Source organism: Pandoraea vervacti (assembly GCF_000934605.2).
In the GTDB taxonomy this organism is placed as follows: domain Bacteria; phylum Pseudomonadota; class Gammaproteobacteria; order Burkholderiales; family Burkholderiaceae; genus Pandoraea; species Pandoraea vervacti.
In genome coordinates this window covers 5,263,237-5,282,674 of sequence record NZ_CP010897.2, presented here as the reverse complement: position 1 = coordinate 5,282,674, position 19,438 = coordinate 5,263,237, and the positions used below count along the sequence as shown (strand labels likewise).

The following is a 19,438-nucleotide window of genomic DNA, read 5'->3' as shown; positions in this document are numbered from 1 at the left end:
GTAACTGCGAGAGTGTGTGGCGAGTGTGGCGTGCAAGGCCGTGCGACACGGTGCGGGCGCGGCGACGGCGAAGCGGATCGTTATCGGTAATGCGTTGTAATAAAGCGTCGCGAATTATAAATGCAAATCACTCTCATTTTTGATGGGTGTCGCTGAATTCCGGTGCGTGTTGCGTCGCCCCGACGCGGCGAGGGCAAAACCGGGCGGCGCGCGATCGCGGGAATGAGGACTTTGCAGACAAAAGTCGCGCTATGGGATGGAGAAGCCCGAAGAAGTCGCGATAGGGCGTGATGCTGCGCTGCCGCCTCGCAGGCGCGCATCCGGCTCAACGGTCAGTTGAAGGTGTGGCGAACGTGCGACATCCGGCAAATTGGCGAGCACTTCGGGCACCGTGGAGCGCCAATGCAGTGTCATGGGGCGCAGGCGCGTCGCTCGCATGCCCGAATGCCCGAATGCCCGAATGCCCGAATGCCCGAATGATCGGGTCGTTCGGATTATCCAGTTTTGCTTATCAATCGCCCAAAATCGATTGATTGTTTGCGGCGCGGCGCGCCGCAAGAATAGGGGCTTACCGAACCCGCCGAACGAACCGACGCCCCGCCGCCTTTGCCGTGCAGGCGTGCGCGTCGACGAACCCCCACGGAGACCCCGCGATGCCGACGCTCGACGCCGCGACCCATCAGGCCCTTGCCCGCGAATTACACGAGGCCGAACGCACCTGCACGCCGGTGATGCAGTTCTCGCGCCGCTATCCCGAGATGACGATTGCCGACAGCTACGCGATATCGCAGGCGTGGCTCGCGCTGAAGTTTGCCGAAGGCCGTCGCGTGATCGGTCACAAGATCGGGCTGACATCGCGCGCGATGCAGCTGGCCGCACAGATTACCGAACCCGATCACGGCACGCTGCTCGACGACATGCTCGTCGCCGACGGCGCCACGCTGCAAGCCTCGCGATTTATCGTGCCGCGTCTGGAGGTAGAACTGGCGTTCATCCTTGCGAAGCCGCTCAAGGGGCCCGGCGTCACGCTGTTCGACGTGCTCGACGCCACCGCCTGGGTGACACCCGCGCTCGAACTCATCGACGGTCGCATCGAACTGTTCGATCGCGACACGAAAGCGCCGCGCAAGGTCTTCGACACGATTGCCGACAACGCGGCGAACGCGGCCGTGATTCTCGGCGGGCGTCCCGTGAAGCCGGACGCCATCGACCTGCGCTGGGCCGGTGCGCTGCTCTGTCGCAACGGCGTCATCGAAGAGTCCGGCCTGAGCGCGGCCGTGCTCAATCACCCGGGCAATGGCATTGCGTGGCTCGCCAACAAGCTTGGCGCGTTCGATGAAGGGCTGCAGGCCGGTGAGATCGTGCTGGCCGGCTCGTTCACGCGCCCTGTGGCATGTGCCGCGGGCGATGTCTTTCATGCGGACTACGGCCCGCTCGGGGCGATCGGTGTGCGCTTCGTCTGAGCGCCCCGGCCGCAAGTGCGAAGACAAGAATCTCAGGAGGCGATGTCATGAAAACACCCCCGAATTCCTTTAAACAGGCGCTCGCTCGAGGCGAACGTCAGATCGGCATGTGGATGGGGCTCGCCACGCCTTACGCCGCCGAGTTGTGCGCGGGCAGCGGCTTCGACTGGCTCGTGATCGACGGCGAACACGCGCCCAACGATCTGCGCACCATGCTCGCAACGCTGCAGGCGATAGCCCCGTATCCCACGCATCCGGTCGTGCGTTTGCCGCATGGCGATGCAGCGCTCATCAAGCAGGTGCTCGAAATCGGCGCGACCACGTTGCTCGTGCCGATGGTCGCGTCCGCCGCCATGGCGCGCGATCTCGCGAGCGCCACGCGCTATCCGCCCCAGGGCACGCGCGGCGTGGGCAGCGGGCTGGCGCGCTCCTCGCGATGGAATCGCTACGAAGACTATCTGCACGCCGCGAACGACGCCACCTGTCTGCTTGTGCAGGTCGAGACAGCCGACGCCCTGGCGCAGGTCGAAGAGATTGCATCGGTCGACGGCGTGCACGGCGTTTTCATCGGACCCGCCGATCTCGCGGCGTCGATGGGCTATCTCGGTCAGGCCGCGCATCCGGAAGTGCGCAAGGCCATCGAGGACGGCCTTGCCCGGATCCGCAGCACCGGCAAGGCGGCCGGCATTCTGTGCGTCGACGAAACGCTCGCGCGCCACTACCTCGACCTCGGCGTGACGTTCGTCGCCGTGGGCATCGACACGACGTTGCTGGCGACGGCGAGCCGTGCGCTGGCCGCCAAGTTCGCCGTTCCAAGTGATGACAGCAGCAACGACAGCGACCGCCCGCGCTGACCGTCTGCCTCCGAATTCCTCCCTCAAGAGATATGGCATGAGTGCTACCCGTTTAGCGATCGCCGGCGTACCGGTGTCGCCGGATCATTACATCGACGGCCGTCGCGTGGCGTCGGACGAGACGTTCGCGTGCGTTTCCCCTATCGATCAAACCGCGCTTGGCGACATCGCAAGCGGCAATCAGGCGCATGTGGATGCGGCGGTGACGTCGGCTTGCGCGGCGTTTCCCGCGTGGGCGGCGCTCAGCGCTGCACAGCGCCAGCCATATCTTCGGCGATTCGCCGAGGCCATCGGGCGCCGCGCCGACGCTTTCGCCTCGTTGGAGAGCGCCGACGCCGGTGTGCTGCGCTCGCGCATGGCGCACGGTGTCGTGCCGCGCGCCATGCAGAACATCACCTGGTTTGCCGAGCACGCGCTGACGTTGCAGGACCGCGAGATCGACACGCCGCAGGCGCGACATCTGGTGCGTCACGACCCGGCGGGCGTGGTTGCCGTGATCACGCCGTGGAACTCCCCGCTCATGCTGGCCACCTGGAAGATCGGACCCGCGCTCGCCGCCGGGAACACGGTCGTGCTCAAGGCGCCCGAGTGGGCGCCGCTGACCTCGTCGTTGCTGGCCGATTGCGCGCACGAAGCGGGTTTGCCGCCGGGTGTTTTCAACCTGTTGCAAGGCTCCGGTGCACAGACCGGGGCGGCGCTGGTGAGCGATGCCCGGCTCGCCCGCATCTCGTTCACCGGATCGGTCGCCACCGCCAAATGGATCGCAACGAGCGCTGCGGCGAACCTCGTGCCGTGCAGCCTGGAACTCGGTGGCAAGTCGGCTTTCATCGTGCTGGCGGACGCCGATCTCGACGCCGCTGCCGCCACCGCCGCGCTGATGTATCGCAACGCGGGGCAGGTATGTCTTGCCGGTACGCGCTTGCTCGTGCACGCCGACGTCGTCGCCACATTCACCCAGAAGCTGCGGGACATTGTCTCGCGCCTTGTCGTGGGCGATCCGCGCGACGCGGCAACGGAGGTCGGCCCAATCATTCACATGCGCCAGCTCGAACGGGTACAGGGGTTCGTGGAGCGCGCCGTGGCCGGCGGGGCGCGCGTGTTGTGGGGCGGCACGCGTCACGCGTTCGGCGCGCAGTACTTTGCGCCCACGTTACTCACGAACCTGCACCAGCACGACGAGATCGTGCAGCAGGAAGTCTTCGGCCCGGTGCTGACCTTGCAGACATTCGCGAGCGATGACGAGGTCGTCGACATGGCCAATGGCACCGACTACGGACTGGGCGGAGTCTGCTACGGCGACGAGGCTCATGCCGTTGCCATTGCCGCTCGCGTGCGCACGGGCTTTATCTGGATCAACAGTTTCGGCATCCGCGATCTCGCCGCGCCGTTCGGTGGCATCAAGCGCTCCGGTGTGGGCCGCGAAGGGGGCGACTGGAGCTTCGAATTCTTTTGCGACGTGAAGGATATCGTCGTACCGAAACAGCCGTTCAAGGCCAGCTTCAGCCACCGCTAAGGGCGCTGAACACCATAAAACAAGCAAAGGAGGAGAGCACGATGGGACAGATTGTCGGCGCGGCATTGGTGTCGCATCACCCCGGCCTGATGCAGTGCGAGGAGTTCCGCGTATTGCAGGGGGCGGGGGCGGATTCGGATCTGATTCCGGGCTACGCGCGCGTGCGTGAGCGCATCGCGGCGGTGCGCCCGGATGTCGTGATGATTTTCGATTCGCACTGGTTCACCACGGGCTATCACCTGATCGACGGCGGCGCGCGGTATTCGGGCATGTACGTCTCGGACGAGATGCCGTGGTACCTGCACGGCGTGCCGTACGACTACCGGGGGCATCCCGAGCTGGCGCTGAGCGTCGAGGCCGTGGCGCGCGAGCGGGGCGTACGCGCGCGGGCGGTGCAGCATCCCGATCTGCCGCGCCATTACCCGACGATCAACGTCATCAAGCAGATGCGGCTCGAGGCGTGGCCCATCGTCACCGTCAGCTCATGCCAGAACTGCGAGACGCAGCACTTCCTGCAATCGGGCGAAGTGATCGGCGAGGCGATTCGCCGCAGCGATCTGCGGGTCGTGATGCTGGCGTCCGGCGCGCTGAGCCACAAGTTCAACGGCATTGACTGGAAGCCCAATCACCCACGCATTTTTCATGAGAGCAATGTGTCGCGTCCGGAAAACCTCGAGAGCGACAAGCGCGCCATCGACGCGTTTCGCGAAGGACGGCACGACCGGATTCTGGCGGACTGGGAGACGGACTACCGGAAACGCCCATGGGAAGCGCACGGCGCGCATTACTTGCAGATGGTCGGTGCGCTGGGCGGCCCGCAGTGCCGAAGCGCGGGCACCGTACTGTCCGATTACGAGAACGCGCGCGGCACGGGCAACGTGCATATCTGGTTCGATACTATCTGACGAGACGAGACCATGGATTTCGAATTTCCCTTGCGCGAATTGCCCGCCGTAATGCGCGGTCCGCGCGTGGAGCGTCGCCACGTGTTGCTGGGCGGCAGCGCATTCTGGGGCACCCTCGTCGAGTCCGGCGACGATCGGGGCATGCTGCGCCTGGACGACGGACGTCTGGTCGATCCGGACGATTCGCAAACGCTCACGCATCTGCCGCCGGTCAATCCCTCGAAAATCATTGCGGTGCACATCTCCTATCGCTCGCGTAGCATGGAGACGCGTAACCGGCCGAAGCCCACCGATACCCCGACGTATTTCACCAAGCCGCCCACGTCGCTCAACGGACATGGCGGCCAGATTCTGAAGCCGGCGGATTGCCGGTATCTGAACTACGAGAGCGAATACGCGGTGGTGATCGGGAGAACGTGTCGCAATGTGCTGCCCGACGAGGCGTGGGATTACATCGAAGGTTTCTGTGCGGCGCTGGATATGGGATTGCAGGACTTTCGCGATACGGATCAGGGATCGATGCTGCGGGTCAAAGGGGCGGATACGCTGCTGCCCATCGGACCGGGTATCGTGCGCGGCGTGAACCTGTTCGAGCAGACGCTGCGGACCTATCGCAACGGGCGCGTGGTGCAGGAAGCCCATATCGGCGACGAAACGATTTGGGGCCCGCATTATGTGATTGCGGATATTGCCCGCCATATCACGCTGCTGCCGGGCGACGTGATATTGATGGGCACGCCCTGCCATTCGCGTTCGGTGGAAGCGGGCGATCTGGTCGAGTGCGAGATTACGGGGGTGGGGCGTCTTGCCGGGCGCGTGGTGCAGATCGACGCGCCGCGTGCGGCGGCGCTCGGTGTGGGGCACTCGCCGGGCGACAGTCCTGAAGTGCGCCGTGTGGCGCTGGGTGTCGATGAACGTGTGCCGGAGCGGTTCAGGGAAAACTATCGTCTCGCGGCACAGCAACCAGAGCAACGGATCAAGGGAAAAAGCGCATGAAGGTGACGATCATTGGTGCGGGCGCCATCGGTGGCCTGATCGGGCAGAAGCTGGCTGCTGCGGGCGAGGCGCAGGTCAGCGCGCTCGCGCGCGGGGCAACGCTCGCGGCGCTGCGCGAGCGCGGCTGGCGGGTCAAGCAGGGCGAGGCGCTGGCCACGGCGCCAGTGGCTGCCGCGCATCCGTTGGAAGACGCCGCCAAACTTGGCCAGCAGGATCTGGTCGTGATCGCGGTGAAGGGACCCGCGCTGTCGCAGGTCGCCTCGGCGGTCGTGCCGTTGCTCGGCCCGCAAACGCTGGTCTTGCCTGCGATGAACGGCGTGCCCTGGTGGTTCTGCAAGGGCGTGGCGCCGTTCGGCGACGCGCCGCTCGCGAGCGTCGATCCGCAGGGCGCCATCGGTGCGGCGATCCCGCTGGCGAACGTGATCGGTTGCGTGGTGCACGCAAGCGCCTCCACGCCCGAGCCGGGACTGGTGGATCACAAGATGGGACGGGGCCTCATCATCGGTGAGCCGTCAGGGGGCACGAGCGAGCGTGTGCAACGTCTGGCGGGATTGCTCGAGCGCGCGGGGTTCGAGGCGAAGGCCTCGGAGAATGTCCGGCTGGATATCTGGTACAAGCTCTGGGGCAACCTGACGATGAACCCGGTATCCGCCATGACGGGCGCGACCATCGACCGCTTGCTGGACGACCCGCTGGTGCGCGAGTTTTGCTCGGCGGCCATGCGCGAAGCGGCGACGATCGGTGCGAAGATCGGTTGCGTGATCGACCAGTCGCCGGAAGACCGGCATCGGGTAACAGCGAAGCTGGGCGCGTTCAAAACGTCGATGTTGCAAGACGTGGAAGCCAACCGCCCGATCGAACTCGACGCGCTGGTGAGCGTGGTGCGCGAGATCGGTCAGCGCGTGGCCGTGCCGACACCGAACATCGATGCGCTGCTCGGACTGACCCGCCTCTTCGGGCGGGTGCACGGGTTGTATCTGCAGTGAGCCGTAGCGAGTTATCGTAGGTCGCCGCAATACGCCAATACGCCAATACGCCAATACTCAATACGCGCAGTACGCAGCAGTCTGGTCGTGCGGAAAAATGAAACGGGGCGCCCTCGCGGCGCCCCGTTTTTGTTGGACGTTCGACCGTCGTTCGATGCCGGATCAGCGCACGCCGGTGCGCCGATACATCTGGCTGAGCGCGATCAGTCCTGCGGCGGCGGCCGCCATCATATAGAAGCTCGGCGCGAGTTTGCTGCCCGTCGCGTTGATCAGCCACGTCAGGATGAACGGGGCGAAGCCGCCGAAGCACGTGACCGACAGGTTGTACGAGAGCGACAGGCCCGTCGTGCGCGTCTTCACCGGAAAGATCTCGGATGCCAGCGCCGGCAGCGGGGCGAAGTAGATCGTCATCAGCACGCCCAGCAACGTTTGCAGCGCAAGCATCATGCCGAAGCTCGGATACGTCGACAGCAGCCAGAACATCGGCCAGATCGAGACGAGCAACAAGGCGGCGGCAATCATCATCGGCCGCGCCCGTCCCACCCGATCCGACCACGCACCCACGATGGGCGACAGGAACATCTGCACGATGCCGGTCGCCACGGTGGCGGCAAAGGCGACCGATGCGGGCAGTCCCAATTGCTTGATCGCGTACGTCGGCATGTACAGCACCAGATAGGTCGACACCGTGGCAACGACGACGGCGCCGACCGCCAGCAGCAGACGCATCTTCTGATGCTCCAGCGTGTCTCGCAGCGGCGTTTGCGTGGGTTCGGCTTCCAGAAACTCGGGCGTCTCGCTCACATGGCGACGAATGTAATACGCCACCGGGCCGATCAGCAGACCGAACAGGAACGGCACGCGCCACCCCCAGCTCTGCATCTGCTCCGGGGACAACGTGCTCGTGAGGACCGCGCCGAAACCGGCGGCGAGCAAGGTCGTCAGTCCCTGACTGGCGACCTGAAAGCTCGCGAAGAAACCACGCCGCTGCGGCGCATGTTCGGCGAGAAACGCTGTGGCGCTGCCGAATTCCCCGCCCGCCGAGAAGCCCTGAATCATGCGCGCGAGCACAATGCCCATGGGGGCGAGCACGCCGATGGTTTCATACGTCGGCATGAACGCGATGATGGCGGTGCCCGCCATCATCAGCAAAATGGTCAGTGTCAGGGCTTCGCGACGCCCGCGTCGGTCCGCGTAGACACCAATCACGATGGCGCCCAGGGGGCGCATGAAGAACGACACGCCGAAGGTGCCCAGCGTCAGCAGCAGCGAGGTCGTGTCGTCGTGCGCCGGGAAAAACAGCTTCGCGATCGTGACGGCGAAAAAGCCGTACACGACCAGATCGAACCATTCGAGCGCGTTGCCGATCGACGCCGATATCACCGCGCGCCAGGTGTGTGAGGGGGCGTCCCGTTCGATGCGAACGCCGGCAGCCGAGGCAGTGTTCATGTTGTCTCCAGTCGTTGTTTTATCGGTGTTGCATGCACCTTGCGGCGGGCATGGTCGCCGGTTTGCTTGCGGTGTTGTGTGACGCCTTACTGTGTCAGCACCCGGGCGATGGCCTGCGCGACGGTGTCGACGTTGCGCGTGTTCAAACCGGCCACACACATGCGGCCCGAGCGCAGCAGATATACGCCGTGCGACTCGCGCAGCGTGTCGGCCTGTGCCGGGGACAGCCCCGTGTAGGTGAACATGCCGCGCTGCGCGATATACCGAGACAGTGCTTCGCCGTCGACATGCGGGGCGAGCCGCGCGTGGATCTGCGAGCGCATCGTGGCGATGCGCTCGCGCATGCCGTCGAGTTCGGTTTCCCACGCACGTCGCAGCGAAGGCGTGGTGAGGACTTGCGCGACGAGCCGCGCGCCGTGCGTGGGCGGATTGCTGTAGTTCGCTCGCACGGTGCCGGTGAGTTGGCCGAATACGCGCGAGGCCTCGTCCGCCGTGGCACACACCACCGACAGCGCGCCGCAACGCTCGCCATACAGGGAGAAGTTCTTCGAGAAGGAGTTGGCCACGATCGTTGGCACCCCGGCGTCGGTCAGCACGCGTACGGCGAAGGCGTCCGCATCGAGGCCGTCGCCGAATCCCTGATACGCCATGTCGACGAAGGCGATCAGACCACGCTCGTGCAGCACGGGCACAAGCGCCTGCCACTGTGCGTGCGAGAGATCGACGCCCGTCGGGTTGTGGCAGCAGGCATGCAGCAGCACGATGCTGTGCGGCGGCAGTGCGGCGAGGGTCTGCAGCATGGCGTCGAAGCGCAGGCCGCCGGTGGCGTCGTCGTAATAGGGGTAGGACTGAACCGGAAAACCGGCGCTCTCGAACACCACGCGATGGTTGTCCCAGCTCGGGTCGCTGATCCACACGGTGCTCGCGGGGAAGTAGCGCTTCAGGAAGTCCGCGCCCACGCGCAGTGCACCGCCGCCGCCCAACGTTTGCAGCGTCGCAATGCGTTGTTCGCGTCGCGCGTCGCTGTCCTCGCCGAAGACGAGGGCCTGCACGGCGTTGCGGTACAGCGCGCTGCCCGCCATCGGCAGGTAGGGGCGTGGGCCGATATCGGAGAGCACCGCCGCTTCCGCCTCGCGCACGGCCTGCATGACCGGCAGGCGACCCTCGTCGTCGAAATAGATGCCGATCGACAGATTGACCTTGTGCGGCCGGGGATCGTGGCCGAAGGCTTCGTTCAGACTGAGGATGGGGTCGCCGGGGTAGGCGTCGACGTGAGAAAACAGGGGGCGCGTTGCGGCTCGATGCATGCGGCTGGCTCCGTCTCGATGCTGAATGGATTCATTGGGGGAATTTTGAAAATCGATTGTGGGCGACGTCCCTTTGCGGAACAATCAATCGATTCTGGTCCATTCGTAAGTGAAACTTGATAATCGAAACGCTATGCCCCTGACCCGCGTTACGCTGCGCCAGTTCGAAGCCCTGGTGGCCATCGCCGAATTACACAGCTTCGCCGAGGCGGGCAATCGCCTGGGCCTGACATCCTCCGCAGTGAGCCAGTTGGTGGCGGAACTGGAGTCGGTGCTCGGCTTTCGTATCTTCGATCGCACCACGCGACGTGTGGCGCTCTCGAGTGCGGGCCGGGATTTCCTCGCGTCGGCCGAATCGGTGTTGCGGCATGTGCAGGCCGCCGAGAAGACCGCCGACGATCTGCGCAATCGTGCCGCCGGTATCGTGCGCGTCGGGGCGCCGCTCGTGCTGGCGAGCATGGCGTTGCCCGCCGCGATTCGGGCGTACACGGCGTCGCGTCCGAAGGTGGTGGTGCGCGTGGTCGATACGCCGGTCGATGCGCTTATCGATCATGTCGCCAACGGCGATCTCGACATTGCCATTGGCCCGAATCGCGCGACGGGCGCGCATGTGGCCGGTACGCCGGCGTTCGACAGTCCGTGGGTGTTGTGGTGTGCGCCGCAGCATCCGCTCGCGCGCCGCCGACGTGTGAAGTGGACGGACCTGCGCGACACGCCGCTCGTCGCCGCCGGGCGCGATCACGAGCGCAGCGTCGCACAGATGCGCGTGTCCGCGCCGCCCGATGCGCGCATCACGTCCATCGATGTCGTCGATAACGTGACGACGGCGCTCGGCGTGGCGTCGCAAGGACTCGCCGCGACGCTCACGCCGGGCTACGTGGCGGCGCTGGCGAATGCGTTCGGGCTGGAAATGCGCCGGGTGATCGCGCCGGAGACGATTCGTCAGGTGTGCGTGTACCGCCCGCTCTCGCGTGCGGCGTCGCCGGCCGCGGAAGGTTTCGCGGCGTTTCTGCTCGACTGGTTGCCGAAGTGGAACGAGAACGTCATGCGCGCGGCCTAGCGAGCGCAGCGTAGATGCTTCGGCGCATTGCGCAGAGGCCGATAAAATAGGCGATAAAGCAACGCTTCGGTAATTAAAATTACGATAAGCATGCCGAAACTAACAATTTAAATTCCTGAATCTCGGCAATCCCTGCATCCGCGGCGTTTCGAGATGCCATTGCGCTGTGATTTTCATGGCGATTGGTTTAGTGTTTACCAACGCGCGGACATTAATCCGTCAGCAACGCCATTCGATATTTCGATGGCAGATTCGTAGTACTTCGTATTGCTTCGTTTGACTTCGTACGGCTTTCGTTGTGTCCGCTTGTCTCCCTTTCCCAAGGAGCTACAGTGACTCACGCCATGCGCGAACGCACCCCGCGTCTTCACCCCCTTGCGGTGGCAGTCTCTCTGGTGTTCTTCTCTGTGACTGATGTCAGGGCGCAGCAGTATCCGGATCCGGTCATTACCTCGGGTAGCAACCTGAAGGACGAGCAGTTTTACGATGGCAGTGTCGTGCCCGTAGGCGTGATTCAGGGCAGCGTGACGATTCATCCTGAGCCGCCGTATCCGACGCACCTCGGCGGGGCAGGCGTTTCGGTGTTTCGCGGCGCGAGCGTCACGATCAATCCGAATCTCGGCACGCCGGGGCAAGTGGCGATCACCTCCGACTACCAGTTCGGTGCGCCCAATGACGCACTCTATATTGCCCACGGCACTGTCGACATCGTCGCCAGTTCGGCGGGCGTGCTGCTAAAGGGCAATGGCGCCGGGGTGCATGGCGTCTATATGCCGCAGGCGGCTTCAGGCAGTTCCCTGCTCACAGGGGCGAATGTCACCATCGAAACCAACGGCGCCGGCGCGGACGGCATGCGACCGTACGGGGCCACCTCGACGATCATTCTGCGTGACACCTCGATCACGGTGAACGGTCAGGACAGCTGGGGCGTGCGTTCCTGGGGCGGCAGCAACATTACGCTCACGGATTCCACGATCACCGCCAACGGGGCCAAGGTGTCGGGGGCGGGCGGCGTGCAGGTCTACAACGGATCGACCGCCACCATCAACGGCAACTCGCTGATCCAGACCGGCGTGGCCGGTGCGCTCGGGCTCAATGCCGAGTCGGGCGGCACGCTCAATACGAATACGGATACGGCAACGGCCGGGACCGTGACGGTCCGGACGACCGGTGCGGGCAGCCACGCGGTGCGCATTGGCACGGCATTCGGCAATCTCAATCGGCTGAGCCTGTCGACGACGCAGAATGCCACCTACGGTTTGCTCGTGAATGGCACGTCCACTGTCACCGGTTCGCAGGTCGCCGTGAGCACGCTCGGCACGCAGGCCTACGGCATGTGGATCTCCGGAAGCACGACGGCCACGCTCAGCGGGGGCTCCATCACGACGCAGGGGCAGGCGGCATACGGCCTGCTCTCGGGCAGCGGCGCCGCCACCGTGAACCTGTCGGACTTCGCCATCGCGACGCATGGCACACAGGCCTATGGCATCTATGGATGGACGGGGAGCACGACCAATTTCGCCGGCGGCTCGATCACGACGGATCAGGCCAGCACATATGGCATTTACGCCAATGCCGGCACGGTCAATTTGCTGAGAAGCACGGCGACCGGGGCAGGCACGTCGATCACCACGTCGGGCACCAACGCGTACGCCGTGCGCATTCAGAACGGCGGGCAATTCAATGCCACGGGGGCAACGATTCGTGCGTCGGGCACGAACACCGCCGCCATCGTGTTCGACGCGCCGGCATCCATTACCGGCGTGACAGTGTCCGCCCCGACGCCGGGGTTGCCGTCCATGCCCCCTACGACACCGCTGCTGCCGTCGGGCGACCCGCCGCCGCCACTTGCCATCGATACGCCGATTCCTGCGGCGCCGACCGAACTCGGCAGCGACATCCCCGCACCGTCCCTCGCGCTGGTATCGGGCAGCCGTGCGGCGCCGTTGCGTGCCGGTGGCTACAACATGACGTTGCAGGACACGACGGTGACGTCGGACACCGGTGTCGCGCTGTGGGCCTATGGGGGCATCGCCAACGTCAACCTCGTCAATTCGACGCTCAGCGGCGGCGGCGGTGCGATCAATGCGACCACCCGCTCGGGACTCGGCGCCACCCTGAATCTGGACGCAAGCCACTCCACGCTGACCGGTCGAATCTATACCGACGCCAACAGCACGTCCGTCGTGAATCTGAGCAATAACAGCGTCTGGCACGTGATGGCAACATCCAACGTGACCGAGCTGAACAACTCGAACAGCCTGATCGATTTCCCGGTCACGTCGCAGCTCACTTCGGCGCCGACGAGCCAGGGCTCGTACCGCAACGTGAGCATCGGTAACAGCTATGCGGGCAATAACGGTACGGTGGCGCTCAACACGTATCTGAACGAAGGCGGCGCGCTGTCGAATCAGTACAGTGACCGGTTGCTCATTCAGGGCTCGGCCAGCGGCACGACGCTGCTGCAAATCAAACCGACCTCGGGCAGCCCCGGGAGCCTGACCTCGCCCAGCGGCGTGATCACGAACGACGAGGGGATTTCGGTGGTGCAGGTGGCGGGGGCTTCGACGTTCAACGCCTTCCGGCTCGCAGGCGGCTATGTCGTTGGACCGAACTCGCCCTATGAATACCGCCTGTATGCCTACGGCCCAGGATCGGCCCACGGGACTGCCGAGGGCTCGCAGAATCTCGTGAGTACGGGAACCGGACATTGGGACTATCGACTGCAAAGCGCCTATGTGGAACCGGAAGGGCCGGTCGATCCGGAGGAGCCCGGCAATCCGGGCGGGGAAATCGACGACCCGGTGCCGCCGGACGCGCGCCGTCAGGTGGCGCCGCAAGTGGCGTCATATCTGAGCGCGCCGGTGGCGTTTCTGCAGGCCGGGTTGATGGACATCGACTCCTTGCACCGACGTCTGGGCGAAGTGCGCGACGATCGCGAACTGGGCCGTGACCGTGGCTCCGGCGAGATGTTCCTGCGCGGCTACGGCGGCGGCTTCAAATATCGTTCCAACCAGAGCTTTCAGGCTTTCGGTTACGACATGAGCGCCGACTACGGGGCCATTCAGGTGGGCGGCAATTTGTTCAAGCGCTTCACCGAGGACGGCACGTGGCGCTTTGGTGCCGCAGGCTCGATGGGGTGGCTGCACTACGACCCGAACGCCATCGACGGGCCGAGTTCCACGCGCGCGAGCACTTATCGGCTCTATGGATATGGCACTTATCAGAGCCAGAAGGGATGGTACGTCGACGGCATCGTCTCGGTCGGCTGGTTCAATGGCCGCACCACGACCGACGCGCGGGGCGACGTGGCGCCGATGCGCGGGAACAGTTATGCGGCGTCCATCGAGGGCGGCTATCCGCTGGCACTCCCGTACGGGATGAGTCTCGAGCCGCAGTTGCAGTTCGTGGGGCAGCATCTCGGCTTCGATAACGTTGTCGACGCCGATGGGCTTGCCGTGAACATCGGCGCGCAAAACCAGGTGACCGGGCGACTCGGCGTGCGGCTCACGCGTGCGTTCGACATCAGCACCGGACGCGTGACGCCGTACTTCGGCTTCGACGTCGTTCACGCCTTCGTCGGCGGTACCAACGTGCAGGTGTCGAACGCGACGTTCACGTCAGGGAAGTACGGCGATGCGATGCTGTTCTCGCTCGGCGTGAACAGCACGCAAGGCCCCAGTTTCTCGCTTTATGGCCGCGTGTCCTACCAAAAGAGTTTCGGCACCGGCGGCGCGCGCGGCGTGCTTGTCAACGCAGGCGCGAAGTACACCTTCTGATGCGATGGGGCTGCGTTGAACACCCGACGGTCTTCCACTTGGCATGGGGGCGTGCGTGACGACGATGTCCTAACGACGTCTGGTTTCGGCGGGCGTTAGCGCGGCGAGATCTTCGTTTAGCTGCGCGCGCAGCGTGGTAATCGCCGCCGTGGTGTCGGCAGGCTTCAATGCCTCCCGTGCGATGGCTTCGCGCAAGTGGCGGCGCAGCATGGGGTCGCGCGTCTGCGAGAGCGTTTCCCGGTAGAACGGCAATACGGACTCGGGATGCCCGCCGACCCGGTAGAGATGCGCGATCTCCTCGATGGTGCGCGCCGCAGCGAAGCCGGGACCGAAGCCGGGACCACGCGCGCCCATCGGCCCAGCTGACCCCAACGGGCAATGCTCTTGCGGACCACCAAAGCGCGGGCCGGTCGGCGGCGGTGGCATCTCGTCGGGGTGACGATCGATGCGCGTTGCCGTGGCAGGCGGCGCAGCGGGGGGGAGGGCGTCGGCGCTCGCTGTGGCGGCGCCGGCGTTCGTCACTGCCGCCGTCATCGCGACGAACAGGGAAAGGCCGCTCGCCATCTTTCGCCAGGACATCTTTATCATATGGACTCCGTATCAATTGGGTTCGTTGCAGGTATCGAACGACGGGGTCAAGCGTAACGCGCAACGTGTCGCGCACCGGCGGGAAGTAACGGCTTGTAAGGCGGGATGCGAGGCCGTCGTGCCGGCGCCTGCGGGTGTCGTTGCGCATGCGGGTATCGGTGCGGCGTTACACTGGCGAGGTTGCCGCGCAGAACTCGGCGCGGGCGTCGCCGTCTATCCTCCCTCAGTGTTCGAGGAGCCCTCATGACATCCGATGCAACGCAAATGCGTGAGCCTTCCGGCTTCGCGCATCCCGCCACCGTCACGTCGTTGCGAAGCCCGGTGGATTTCTACGCCACGCTTGCGCGCGTGATCGATGCGCTCAGGCAGCATGGCATGACGATTTTCGCCGACATCGACCAAAGTGCTGCGGCCAGCGCCGCAGGGACGTCGTTGCGGCCGACGCGGCTCGTGCTTTTCGGTAATCCCAAAGGGGGCACGCCGGTCATGCAGGCGAACCCGCACGCGGGGCTGGAGTTGCCATTGAAGGTGATGGTGTGGGCGGCGTCGGCGGATGACGTGCGCGTGGACTTCCTTAATCCGGGGCCATCGCTAAGCGCGCTGTATGGCATCGATTCATCGCAGGTCGCCGGATTCGGTGGCGTGGCAAAGGTGCTCGAAGCCGCACTGGTCGGCTGACGTCGACGGATTGTGCAAGCGCGCAAGGGGCGCGATCCCGCTCGGGTTCGGTTGCTGAAACGACGGGCAAGGACTTCACGCCCACGCCATACGCGGCGGGCGCCGCGGCCGGGCCGCTTGTCCGAACGAGCGTCGCGCAGCTTTACGTGGCGGGCCTTTTCGCTGGCTGTGCATCCGAAGAAAAATCCCTATACTGAACCGGCGTTTTCGTGTCGGGCCGTCTCCCGATGTTGCGCCCCCCGGGTGATGCAGGACGGCAAGACGCAGGCATTTCCCCCCAATTGATGGAGCAATTTCCGTGTCGAACAGTCAATGGATCAAAGTCGAAACCGTGGACGGCGCCTTCGATGCCTATCTGGCATTGCCACCGACGGGTAAGACGGCAAACGCGCAAGGCGTTGTGCTGGTGCAGGAAATTTTCGGTGTGAACGAACACATTCGTGGAGTGGCCGACCAGTATGCGATGGACGGCTATGTGGTGCTGGCGCCGGACATCTTCTGGCGCGCGGCTCCGCGTATCGAACTGGGCTATGCGGGCGAGGACTTGAGCCGCGCGATGGAGCTGCGCAAGTCTGTGGACGTCGAGAAGGCCGTGAAAGACGTCGGTGCGACGGTCAAGGCGCTTCGCAGCAAGCTCGATGCCGGCGCCAAAGTCGCCGCCATCGGTTACTGCTTCGGTGGTCTGCTCTCGTATCTGAGCGCTGCACGCGGGCAGGTCGACGCCGCTGTGCCGTACTACGGCGGAGGCATCCACAACTATCTGAGCGAAGCGGCCAATCTGAACGTGCCGACACAATTTCACTACGGCGCGCTCGATTCGCACATCACGCCGGATATCGTCACCCAGGTCAGCGACGCGGTGAAGTCGCGCCCGAACACCGAAGTGTTCGTGTATCCGCAGGCCGATCACGGCTTCAACTGCTGGGCCCGCGGGGCGTATCACCAGCCGTCGGCGGCGCTGGCGCACGGCCGCGCGCTCGAATTCCTCGTCAAGTCGTTTGCCAAGTCATCTTTGTAAACGGCGCGACGCAAAACAAGGAAGCCCGCTTCGGCGGGCTTCTGTCTTTGACGCGGGGCAATGCGCGACGAACTGGCGCTCGTACCTGCCTGCCGCTAAAAAAGCCCGTCACCGAGGCGACGGGCAAAGTCCTGTGCGTCAAACCGCTACGCACAGCGACAGGAGTCTTAGGTCGGGAAAGACCGGAGATCACACTGTGCACCGGACAGCCGGTGCGTCGTTATGCGCAGAACGCGCGTCGCGCCGCGGTCTCTCGTCAAAGAAGAGACGCGCGGCGCGACGAGTTACATTACGAACCGAAGTAGGTCGCGCCAGCGCGCGGCAGACCGCCAACCGAACCCGCGGTCACTGCGGCGCTAGTTACAGCCGGTTGGGCGCTCGGGGCCGCCTTCGGGTACACGGCGTCGTGCTGAACCACGAGACCGGCTTGCTGAGCCTGAACGAGTGCTTCACGGACCTGGGCACGGCTCAGGGCGCTGGTCTGGGGCACCCACGAGAATTCCGAGGGGCCGTCGAATGCGTCGCTGGCGAATGCGGAGCCAGCCGAGACTGCCAGCATTGCGGAAACCAGAGCCGAGGTAATCAGGGTGCGCTTCATGATGTTTTCTCCTGTCTTTTGAAGGGGGCGATGTGTTATTCATCGTCGACAGTTGCAGTGTATTAATGTGACTCTTCGTGATAAAGGCGACTAATCACAAGCAACTCTTGCTTAGATGGAAATAATCATTCGCGGCCTTCAGGAGACGGGCGATGCTCTATCTATGGATCAAGGCGCTGCATCTGATCGCCGTCATCGTGTTTATCGCAGGCTTGGTGACGATGGCGTTTGGCGCTCGCCTCGCGCAAACGGAATGGCGTCGCGTTGCGCGGCGCGCAGATTACGCCATGGCATCTCCGGCGTTGGGCGTGGTCTGGATCACAGGGCCCGTGCTTGCCATCATGGGCAACTGGTGGCATGCCCCATGGTTCATGGCCAAGCTGGTGCTGGTCATCGTTGTGTCCGCGTTGCACGGACGCTTGTCGGCGACGCTGCGTCGCATGGATCGTCAGGGCCTGAACACTGATTCGGCGCCGTCGAACGTGTTTGCGCGCGCGTTGCCCGTGGGGTTGGCGGCCATGGCGGGGATCGTTGCGCTGGTCGTCGTCAAACCGTTTTGAGCGGTGCGCGCCGGGTGGAGACTTCGGGTTTGCGCATGCCCGTCGTTTCGACGGTGGCGCCGTAAGGGACTCGGGGCCGGATTCAGCCTGGTTCAGCCTGGTTCGGCTTGGTGGGTGCGCGGGCGCGATGTTACGCTTGTGGCGTCGTCGCCTGTTCGTTCTGTCGTCCTGCCGTTTTTTGCTCCCTTGTGCCTATTGAGAGACCTGGTTCCCATGCCGATCACCGGTGAGATACCCCTGGCGTTTCAGGCTCACGACCGTCCGGTCGACGTGTTGGCGAAAGACTACCCGGATGGCCACGTGGTACGGCCGCACAGCCATCGACGCGCACAATTGATGTATGCCAGCGCCGGGATTCTCGAAGTCCGCACGGATACGTCGTTCTGGGTCATTCCCCCGCAGCGGGCGCTGTGGATTCCTGCGGATGTTACGCATGAAGTGCGCATGCGCGGCAAAGTCGAGATGCGCACGGTGTATGTCGACGCGGCGCGCTGCGGCATGTCGGCACCCGATACCCCTGTGGCCATTCGTGTCTCGGCGCTATTGCGAGAGCTGATTCTGCGGGCGATGACACTGCCGCCTGACGGGTCGCCGCATGGCAAGGATGCGCTCGTGATCGCGCTGCTGCTTCAGGAGGTGGAGTGGAAAAGCGACTCGCCGCTTCACTTGCAGGTGCCCCGCGACGCGCGTTTGCGCAAGATCTTCGACACCTACCTGAGTACCCCCGCAGACGCGCGCAGTCTTCAGGACTGGGCGGTCGAGGTCGGGGCGTCGAGCCGCACGCTCGAGCGTCGCTTCATGACGGAGTTCGGGTTGCCGTTCCGGGAGTGGCGTCAACAGATGCGTTTGCTGGGCGCGTTGCCGTTGCTGGGCGCGGGACGACCCATTACGCAGGTCGCGCTGGAAGTGGGCTACGACACCCCCAGCGCGTTTTCCACCATGTTCCGTCGGTTTATGGGCGTGACGCCAAGCGAATACCTGACGCGCGCCCGCGGCCCGGGTTGAGCCAGTGCATGGCGTCCCACATGTCGTCGTAGACCGGTACGCCCTCGTCGAGCAACGGTGAGCGCTGGCGCTTCGAGCCGATGCCGACGAATTCGATGCCGAGCTGGCGCGCGACTTTCAAATCCCACATGCCGTCGCCGATCGAAACCACGGCGCGCGGACGCGTGATGCCATAGCCGGCCTGCGCACGCTTGATCGCTTCGGCCACGAGCTGCTCGCGCGAACTGTACTCGGACGCCGTGATCAGCATCGCGTCGGTGTAGTCGATGGCAACCGAGCGCAGCTTGCGGTGACTCACCTGACGAATGCCGCCGGTGGCGAACACCACGCCCCATCGCGAACGGTGGGCTGCCTCGACGAACGCGCGTGCGCCGGGAATTTCGGCCAGACCGTGAGCATTGAGCAAGGCGGTGAAACGTTCGTCGATTTCGTGCTCGAAACGGGCCAGGTCGTGCGGCAGCGGCAATGCGCGGCCATTCTCCACGTGTGCGTGGATCAGAATGCCGGTGTCGGTGTGGTGCGGGTAGCTGCCCCAGTCCGTATTCAGTGCCTCGAATGCCAGGGACTCCATGGCGCCGAGCAGTGCGCGCTGGTGGATACGTACCGAATCGGTCAGCGTGCCGTCGACATCGAGCACCAGAATGCTGTCTTTCTCGAAACTTGCCTGCATGGCGGGGAG

The 19,438-nt window shown here is 64.6% G+C and carries 17 protein-coding genes; 12 read left to right on the top strand and 5 right to left on the bottom strand.

What is annotated here, in order from left to right; all coding sequences use genetic code 11:
• The first annotated feature begins 653 nt into the window (after positions 1 to 653).
• The 6 genes from hpaH to UC34_RS23075 are packed head-to-tail and all read left to right on the top strand — an operon-like array spanning position 654 to position 6,717.
• Positions 654 to 1,463, top strand: a complete 810-nt coding sequence (hpaH, locus tag UC34_RS23100) for a 2-oxo-hept-4-ene-1,7-dioate hydratase (protein WP_044457345.1) — start codon at positions 654 to 656, stop codon at positions 1,461 to 1,463.
• A 47-nt stretch (positions 1,464 to 1,510) separates the two neighbouring features.
• Positions 1,511 to 2,317 carry a 4-hydroxy-2-oxoheptanedioate aldolase gene (gene hpaI / locus UC34_RS23095; RefSeq protein WP_044457344.1) on the top strand — a complete coding sequence of 269 codons (807 nt, stop codon included), beginning with the start codon at positions 1,511 to 1,513 and terminating at the stop codon, positions 2,315 to 2,317.
• Between the two features lie 37 nt (positions 2,318 to 2,354).
• Positions 2,355 to 3,830 carry an aldehyde dehydrogenase family protein gene (locus UC34_RS23090; protein WP_044457343.1) on the top strand — a complete coding sequence of 492 codons (1,476 nt, stop codon included), beginning with the start codon at positions 2,355 to 2,357 and terminating at the stop codon, positions 3,828 to 3,830.
• A gap of 41 nt (positions 3,831 to 3,871) precedes the next feature.
• On the top strand, positions 3,872 to 4,735 hold the full coding sequence (locus tag UC34_RS23085) for a DODA-type extradiol aromatic ring-opening family dioxygenase (protein WP_044457342.1): 864 nt from the start codon (positions 3,872 to 3,874) through the stop codon (positions 4,733 to 4,735).
• A gap of 12 nt (positions 4,736 to 4,747) precedes the next feature.
• Positions 4,748 to 5,731 carry a fumarylacetoacetate hydrolase family protein gene (locus UC34_RS23080; protein WP_044457341.1) on the top strand — a complete coding sequence of 328 codons (984 nt, stop codon included), beginning with the start codon at positions 4,748 to 4,750 and terminating at the stop codon, positions 5,729 to 5,731.
• A complete protein-coding gene (locus UC34_RS23075) occupies positions 5,728 to 6,717 on the top strand; it encodes a 2-dehydropantoate 2-reductase (protein ID WP_044457340.1) in 990 nt (329 codons plus the stop codon). Before UC34_RS23080 ends, UC34_RS23075 begins: the two co-directional genes overlap by 4 nt.
• Before the next feature lie 162 nt (positions 6,718 to 6,879).
• Here UC34_RS23075 and UC34_RS23070 read toward each other — a convergent pair whose 3' ends face one another.
• Positions 6,880 to 8,166, bottom strand: a complete 1,287-nt coding sequence (locus tag UC34_RS23070; protein WP_044457339.1) for an MFS transporter — start codon at positions 8,164 to 8,166, stop codon at positions 6,880 to 6,882.
• An 86-nt stretch (positions 8,167 to 8,252) separates the two neighbouring features.
• A complete protein-coding gene (locus UC34_RS23065) occupies positions 8,253 to 9,449 on the bottom strand; it encodes an amino acid aminotransferase (RefSeq protein WP_044458587.1) in 1,197 nt (398 codons plus the stop codon).
• Positions 9,450 to 9,606: 157 nt separating this feature from the next.
• Here UC34_RS23065 and UC34_RS23060 point away from each other — a divergent pair, with 157 nt between their 5' ends.
• Positions 9,607 to 10,533 carry a LysR family transcriptional regulator gene (locus UC34_RS23060; RefSeq protein ID WP_044457338.1) on the top strand — a complete coding sequence of 309 codons (927 nt, stop codon included), beginning with the start codon at positions 9,607 to 9,609 and terminating at the stop codon, positions 10,531 to 10,533.
• 332 nt (positions 10,534 to 10,865) lie between these two features.
• Positions 10,866 to 14,312, top strand: coding sequence for an autotransporter outer membrane beta-barrel domain-containing protein (locus UC34_RS23055; RefSeq protein ID WP_157123279.1), 3,447 nt, complete (start codon positions 10,866 to 10,868; stop codon positions 14,310 to 14,312).
• A gap of 69 nt (positions 14,313 to 14,381) precedes the next feature.
• On the opposite strand, the gene UC34_RS23050 is transcribed toward UC34_RS23055, so the two are convergent.
• Entirely contained in the window at positions 14,382 to 14,900 is a 519-nt protein-coding gene (locus tag UC34_RS23050) for a hypothetical protein (RefSeq protein WP_157123278.1), read from the bottom strand.
• A gap of 243 nt (positions 14,901 to 15,143) precedes the next feature.
• On the opposite strand from UC34_RS23050, the gene UC34_RS23045 reads away from it, so the two are divergent.
• Both UC34_RS23045 and UC34_RS23040 read left to right on the top strand, forming a co-directional pair.
• Positions 15,144 to 15,578, top strand: coding sequence for a DUF302 domain-containing protein (locus UC34_RS23045; protein WP_237165181.1), 435 nt, complete (start codon positions 15,144 to 15,146; stop codon positions 15,576 to 15,578).
• A gap of 298 nt (positions 15,579 to 15,876) precedes the next feature.
• Positions 15,877 to 16,596, top strand: coding sequence for a dienelactone hydrolase family protein (locus tag UC34_RS23040; RefSeq protein ID WP_084070911.1), 720 nt, complete (start codon positions 15,877 to 15,879; stop codon positions 16,594 to 16,596).
• A gap of 289 nt (positions 16,597 to 16,885) precedes the next feature.
• On the opposite strand, the gene UC34_RS23035 is transcribed toward UC34_RS23040, so the two are convergent.
• Positions 16,886 to 17,194: a DUF4148 domain-containing protein gene (locus UC34_RS23035; RefSeq protein ID WP_044457335.1), complete on the bottom strand. Its 309-nt coding sequence runs from the start codon at positions 17,192 to 17,194 to the stop codon at positions 16,886 to 16,888.
• Between the two features lie 152 nt (positions 17,195 to 17,346).
• Here UC34_RS23035 and UC34_RS23030 point away from each other — a divergent pair, with 152 nt between their 5' ends.
• Together UC34_RS23030 and UC34_RS23025 are read left to right on the top strand one after the other, a co-directional pair.
• A complete protein-coding gene (locus UC34_RS23030) occupies positions 17,347 to 17,754 on the top strand; it encodes a CopD family protein (protein ID WP_044457334.1) in 408 nt (135 codons plus the stop codon).
• Between the two features lie 213 nt (positions 17,755 to 17,967).
• Positions 17,968 to 18,759 carry an AraC family transcriptional regulator gene (locus tag UC34_RS23025; protein WP_044457333.1) on the top strand — a complete coding sequence of 264 codons (792 nt, stop codon included), beginning with the start codon at positions 17,968 to 17,970 and terminating at the stop codon, positions 18,757 to 18,759.
• On the opposite strand, the gene UC34_RS23020 is transcribed toward UC34_RS23025, so the two are convergent.
• Entirely contained in the window at positions 18,707 to 19,429 is a 723-nt protein-coding gene (locus UC34_RS23020; protein WP_044457332.1) for an HAD family hydrolase, read from the bottom strand. The genes UC34_RS23025 and UC34_RS23020 overlap by 53 nt on opposite strands.
• Positions 19,430 to 19,438 lie beyond the last annotated feature (9 nt).

Excerpts from the sequence above, each read along its gene's own strand:
- hpaH (WP_044457345.1), top strand. The coding sequence starts at position 654 with ATGCCGACGCTCGACGCCGCGACCCATCAGGCCCTTGCCCGCGAATTA.
- hpaI (WP_044457344.1), top strand. The coding sequence starts at position 1,511 with ATGAAAACACCCCCGAATTCCTTTAAACAGGCGCTCGCTCGAGGCGAA.
- UC34_RS23090 (WP_044457343.1), top strand. The coding sequence starts at position 2,355 with ATGAGTGCTACCCGTTTAGCGATCGCCGGCGTACCGGTGTCGCCGGAT.
- UC34_RS23085 (WP_044457342.1), top strand. The coding sequence starts at position 3,872 with ATGGGACAGATTGTCGGCGCGGCATTGGTGTCGCATCACCCCGGCCTG.
- UC34_RS23080 (WP_044457341.1), top strand. The coding sequence starts at position 4,748 with ATGGATTTCGAATTTCCCTTGCGCGAATTGCCCGCCGTAATGCGCGGT.
- UC34_RS23075 (WP_044457340.1), top strand. The coding sequence starts at position 5,728 with ATGAAGGTGACGATCATTGGTGCGGGCGCCATCGGTGGCCTGATCGGG.
- UC34_RS23070 (WP_044457339.1), bottom strand. The coding sequence starts at position 8,166 with ATGAACACTGCCTCGGCTGCCGGCGTTCGCATCGAACGGGACGCCCCC.
- UC34_RS23060 (WP_044457338.1), top strand. The coding sequence starts at position 9,607 with ATGCCCCTGACCCGCGTTACGCTGCGCCAGTTCGAAGCCCTGGTGGCC.
- UC34_RS23050 (WP_157123278.1), bottom strand. The coding sequence starts at position 14,900 with ATGATAAAGATGTCCTGGCGAAAGATGGCGAGCGGCCTTTCCCTGTTC.
- UC34_RS23045 (WP_237165181.1), top strand. The coding sequence starts at position 15,144 with ATGACATCCGATGCAACGCAAATGCGTGAGCCTTCCGGCTTCGCGCAT.
- UC34_RS23035 (WP_044457335.1), bottom strand. The coding sequence starts at position 17,194 with ATGAAGCGCACCCTGATTACCTCGGCTCTGGTTTCCGCAATGCTGGCA.
- UC34_RS23030 (WP_044457334.1), top strand. The coding sequence starts at position 17,347 with ATGCTCTATCTATGGATCAAGGCGCTGCATCTGATCGCCGTCATCGTG.
- UC34_RS23025 (WP_044457333.1), top strand. The coding sequence starts at position 17,968 with ATGCCGATCACCGGTGAGATACCCCTGGCGTTTCAGGCTCACGACCGT.
- UC34_RS23020 (WP_044457332.1), bottom strand. The coding sequence starts at position 19,429 with ATGCAGGCAAGTTTCGAGAAAGACAGCATTCTGGTGCTCGATGTCGAC.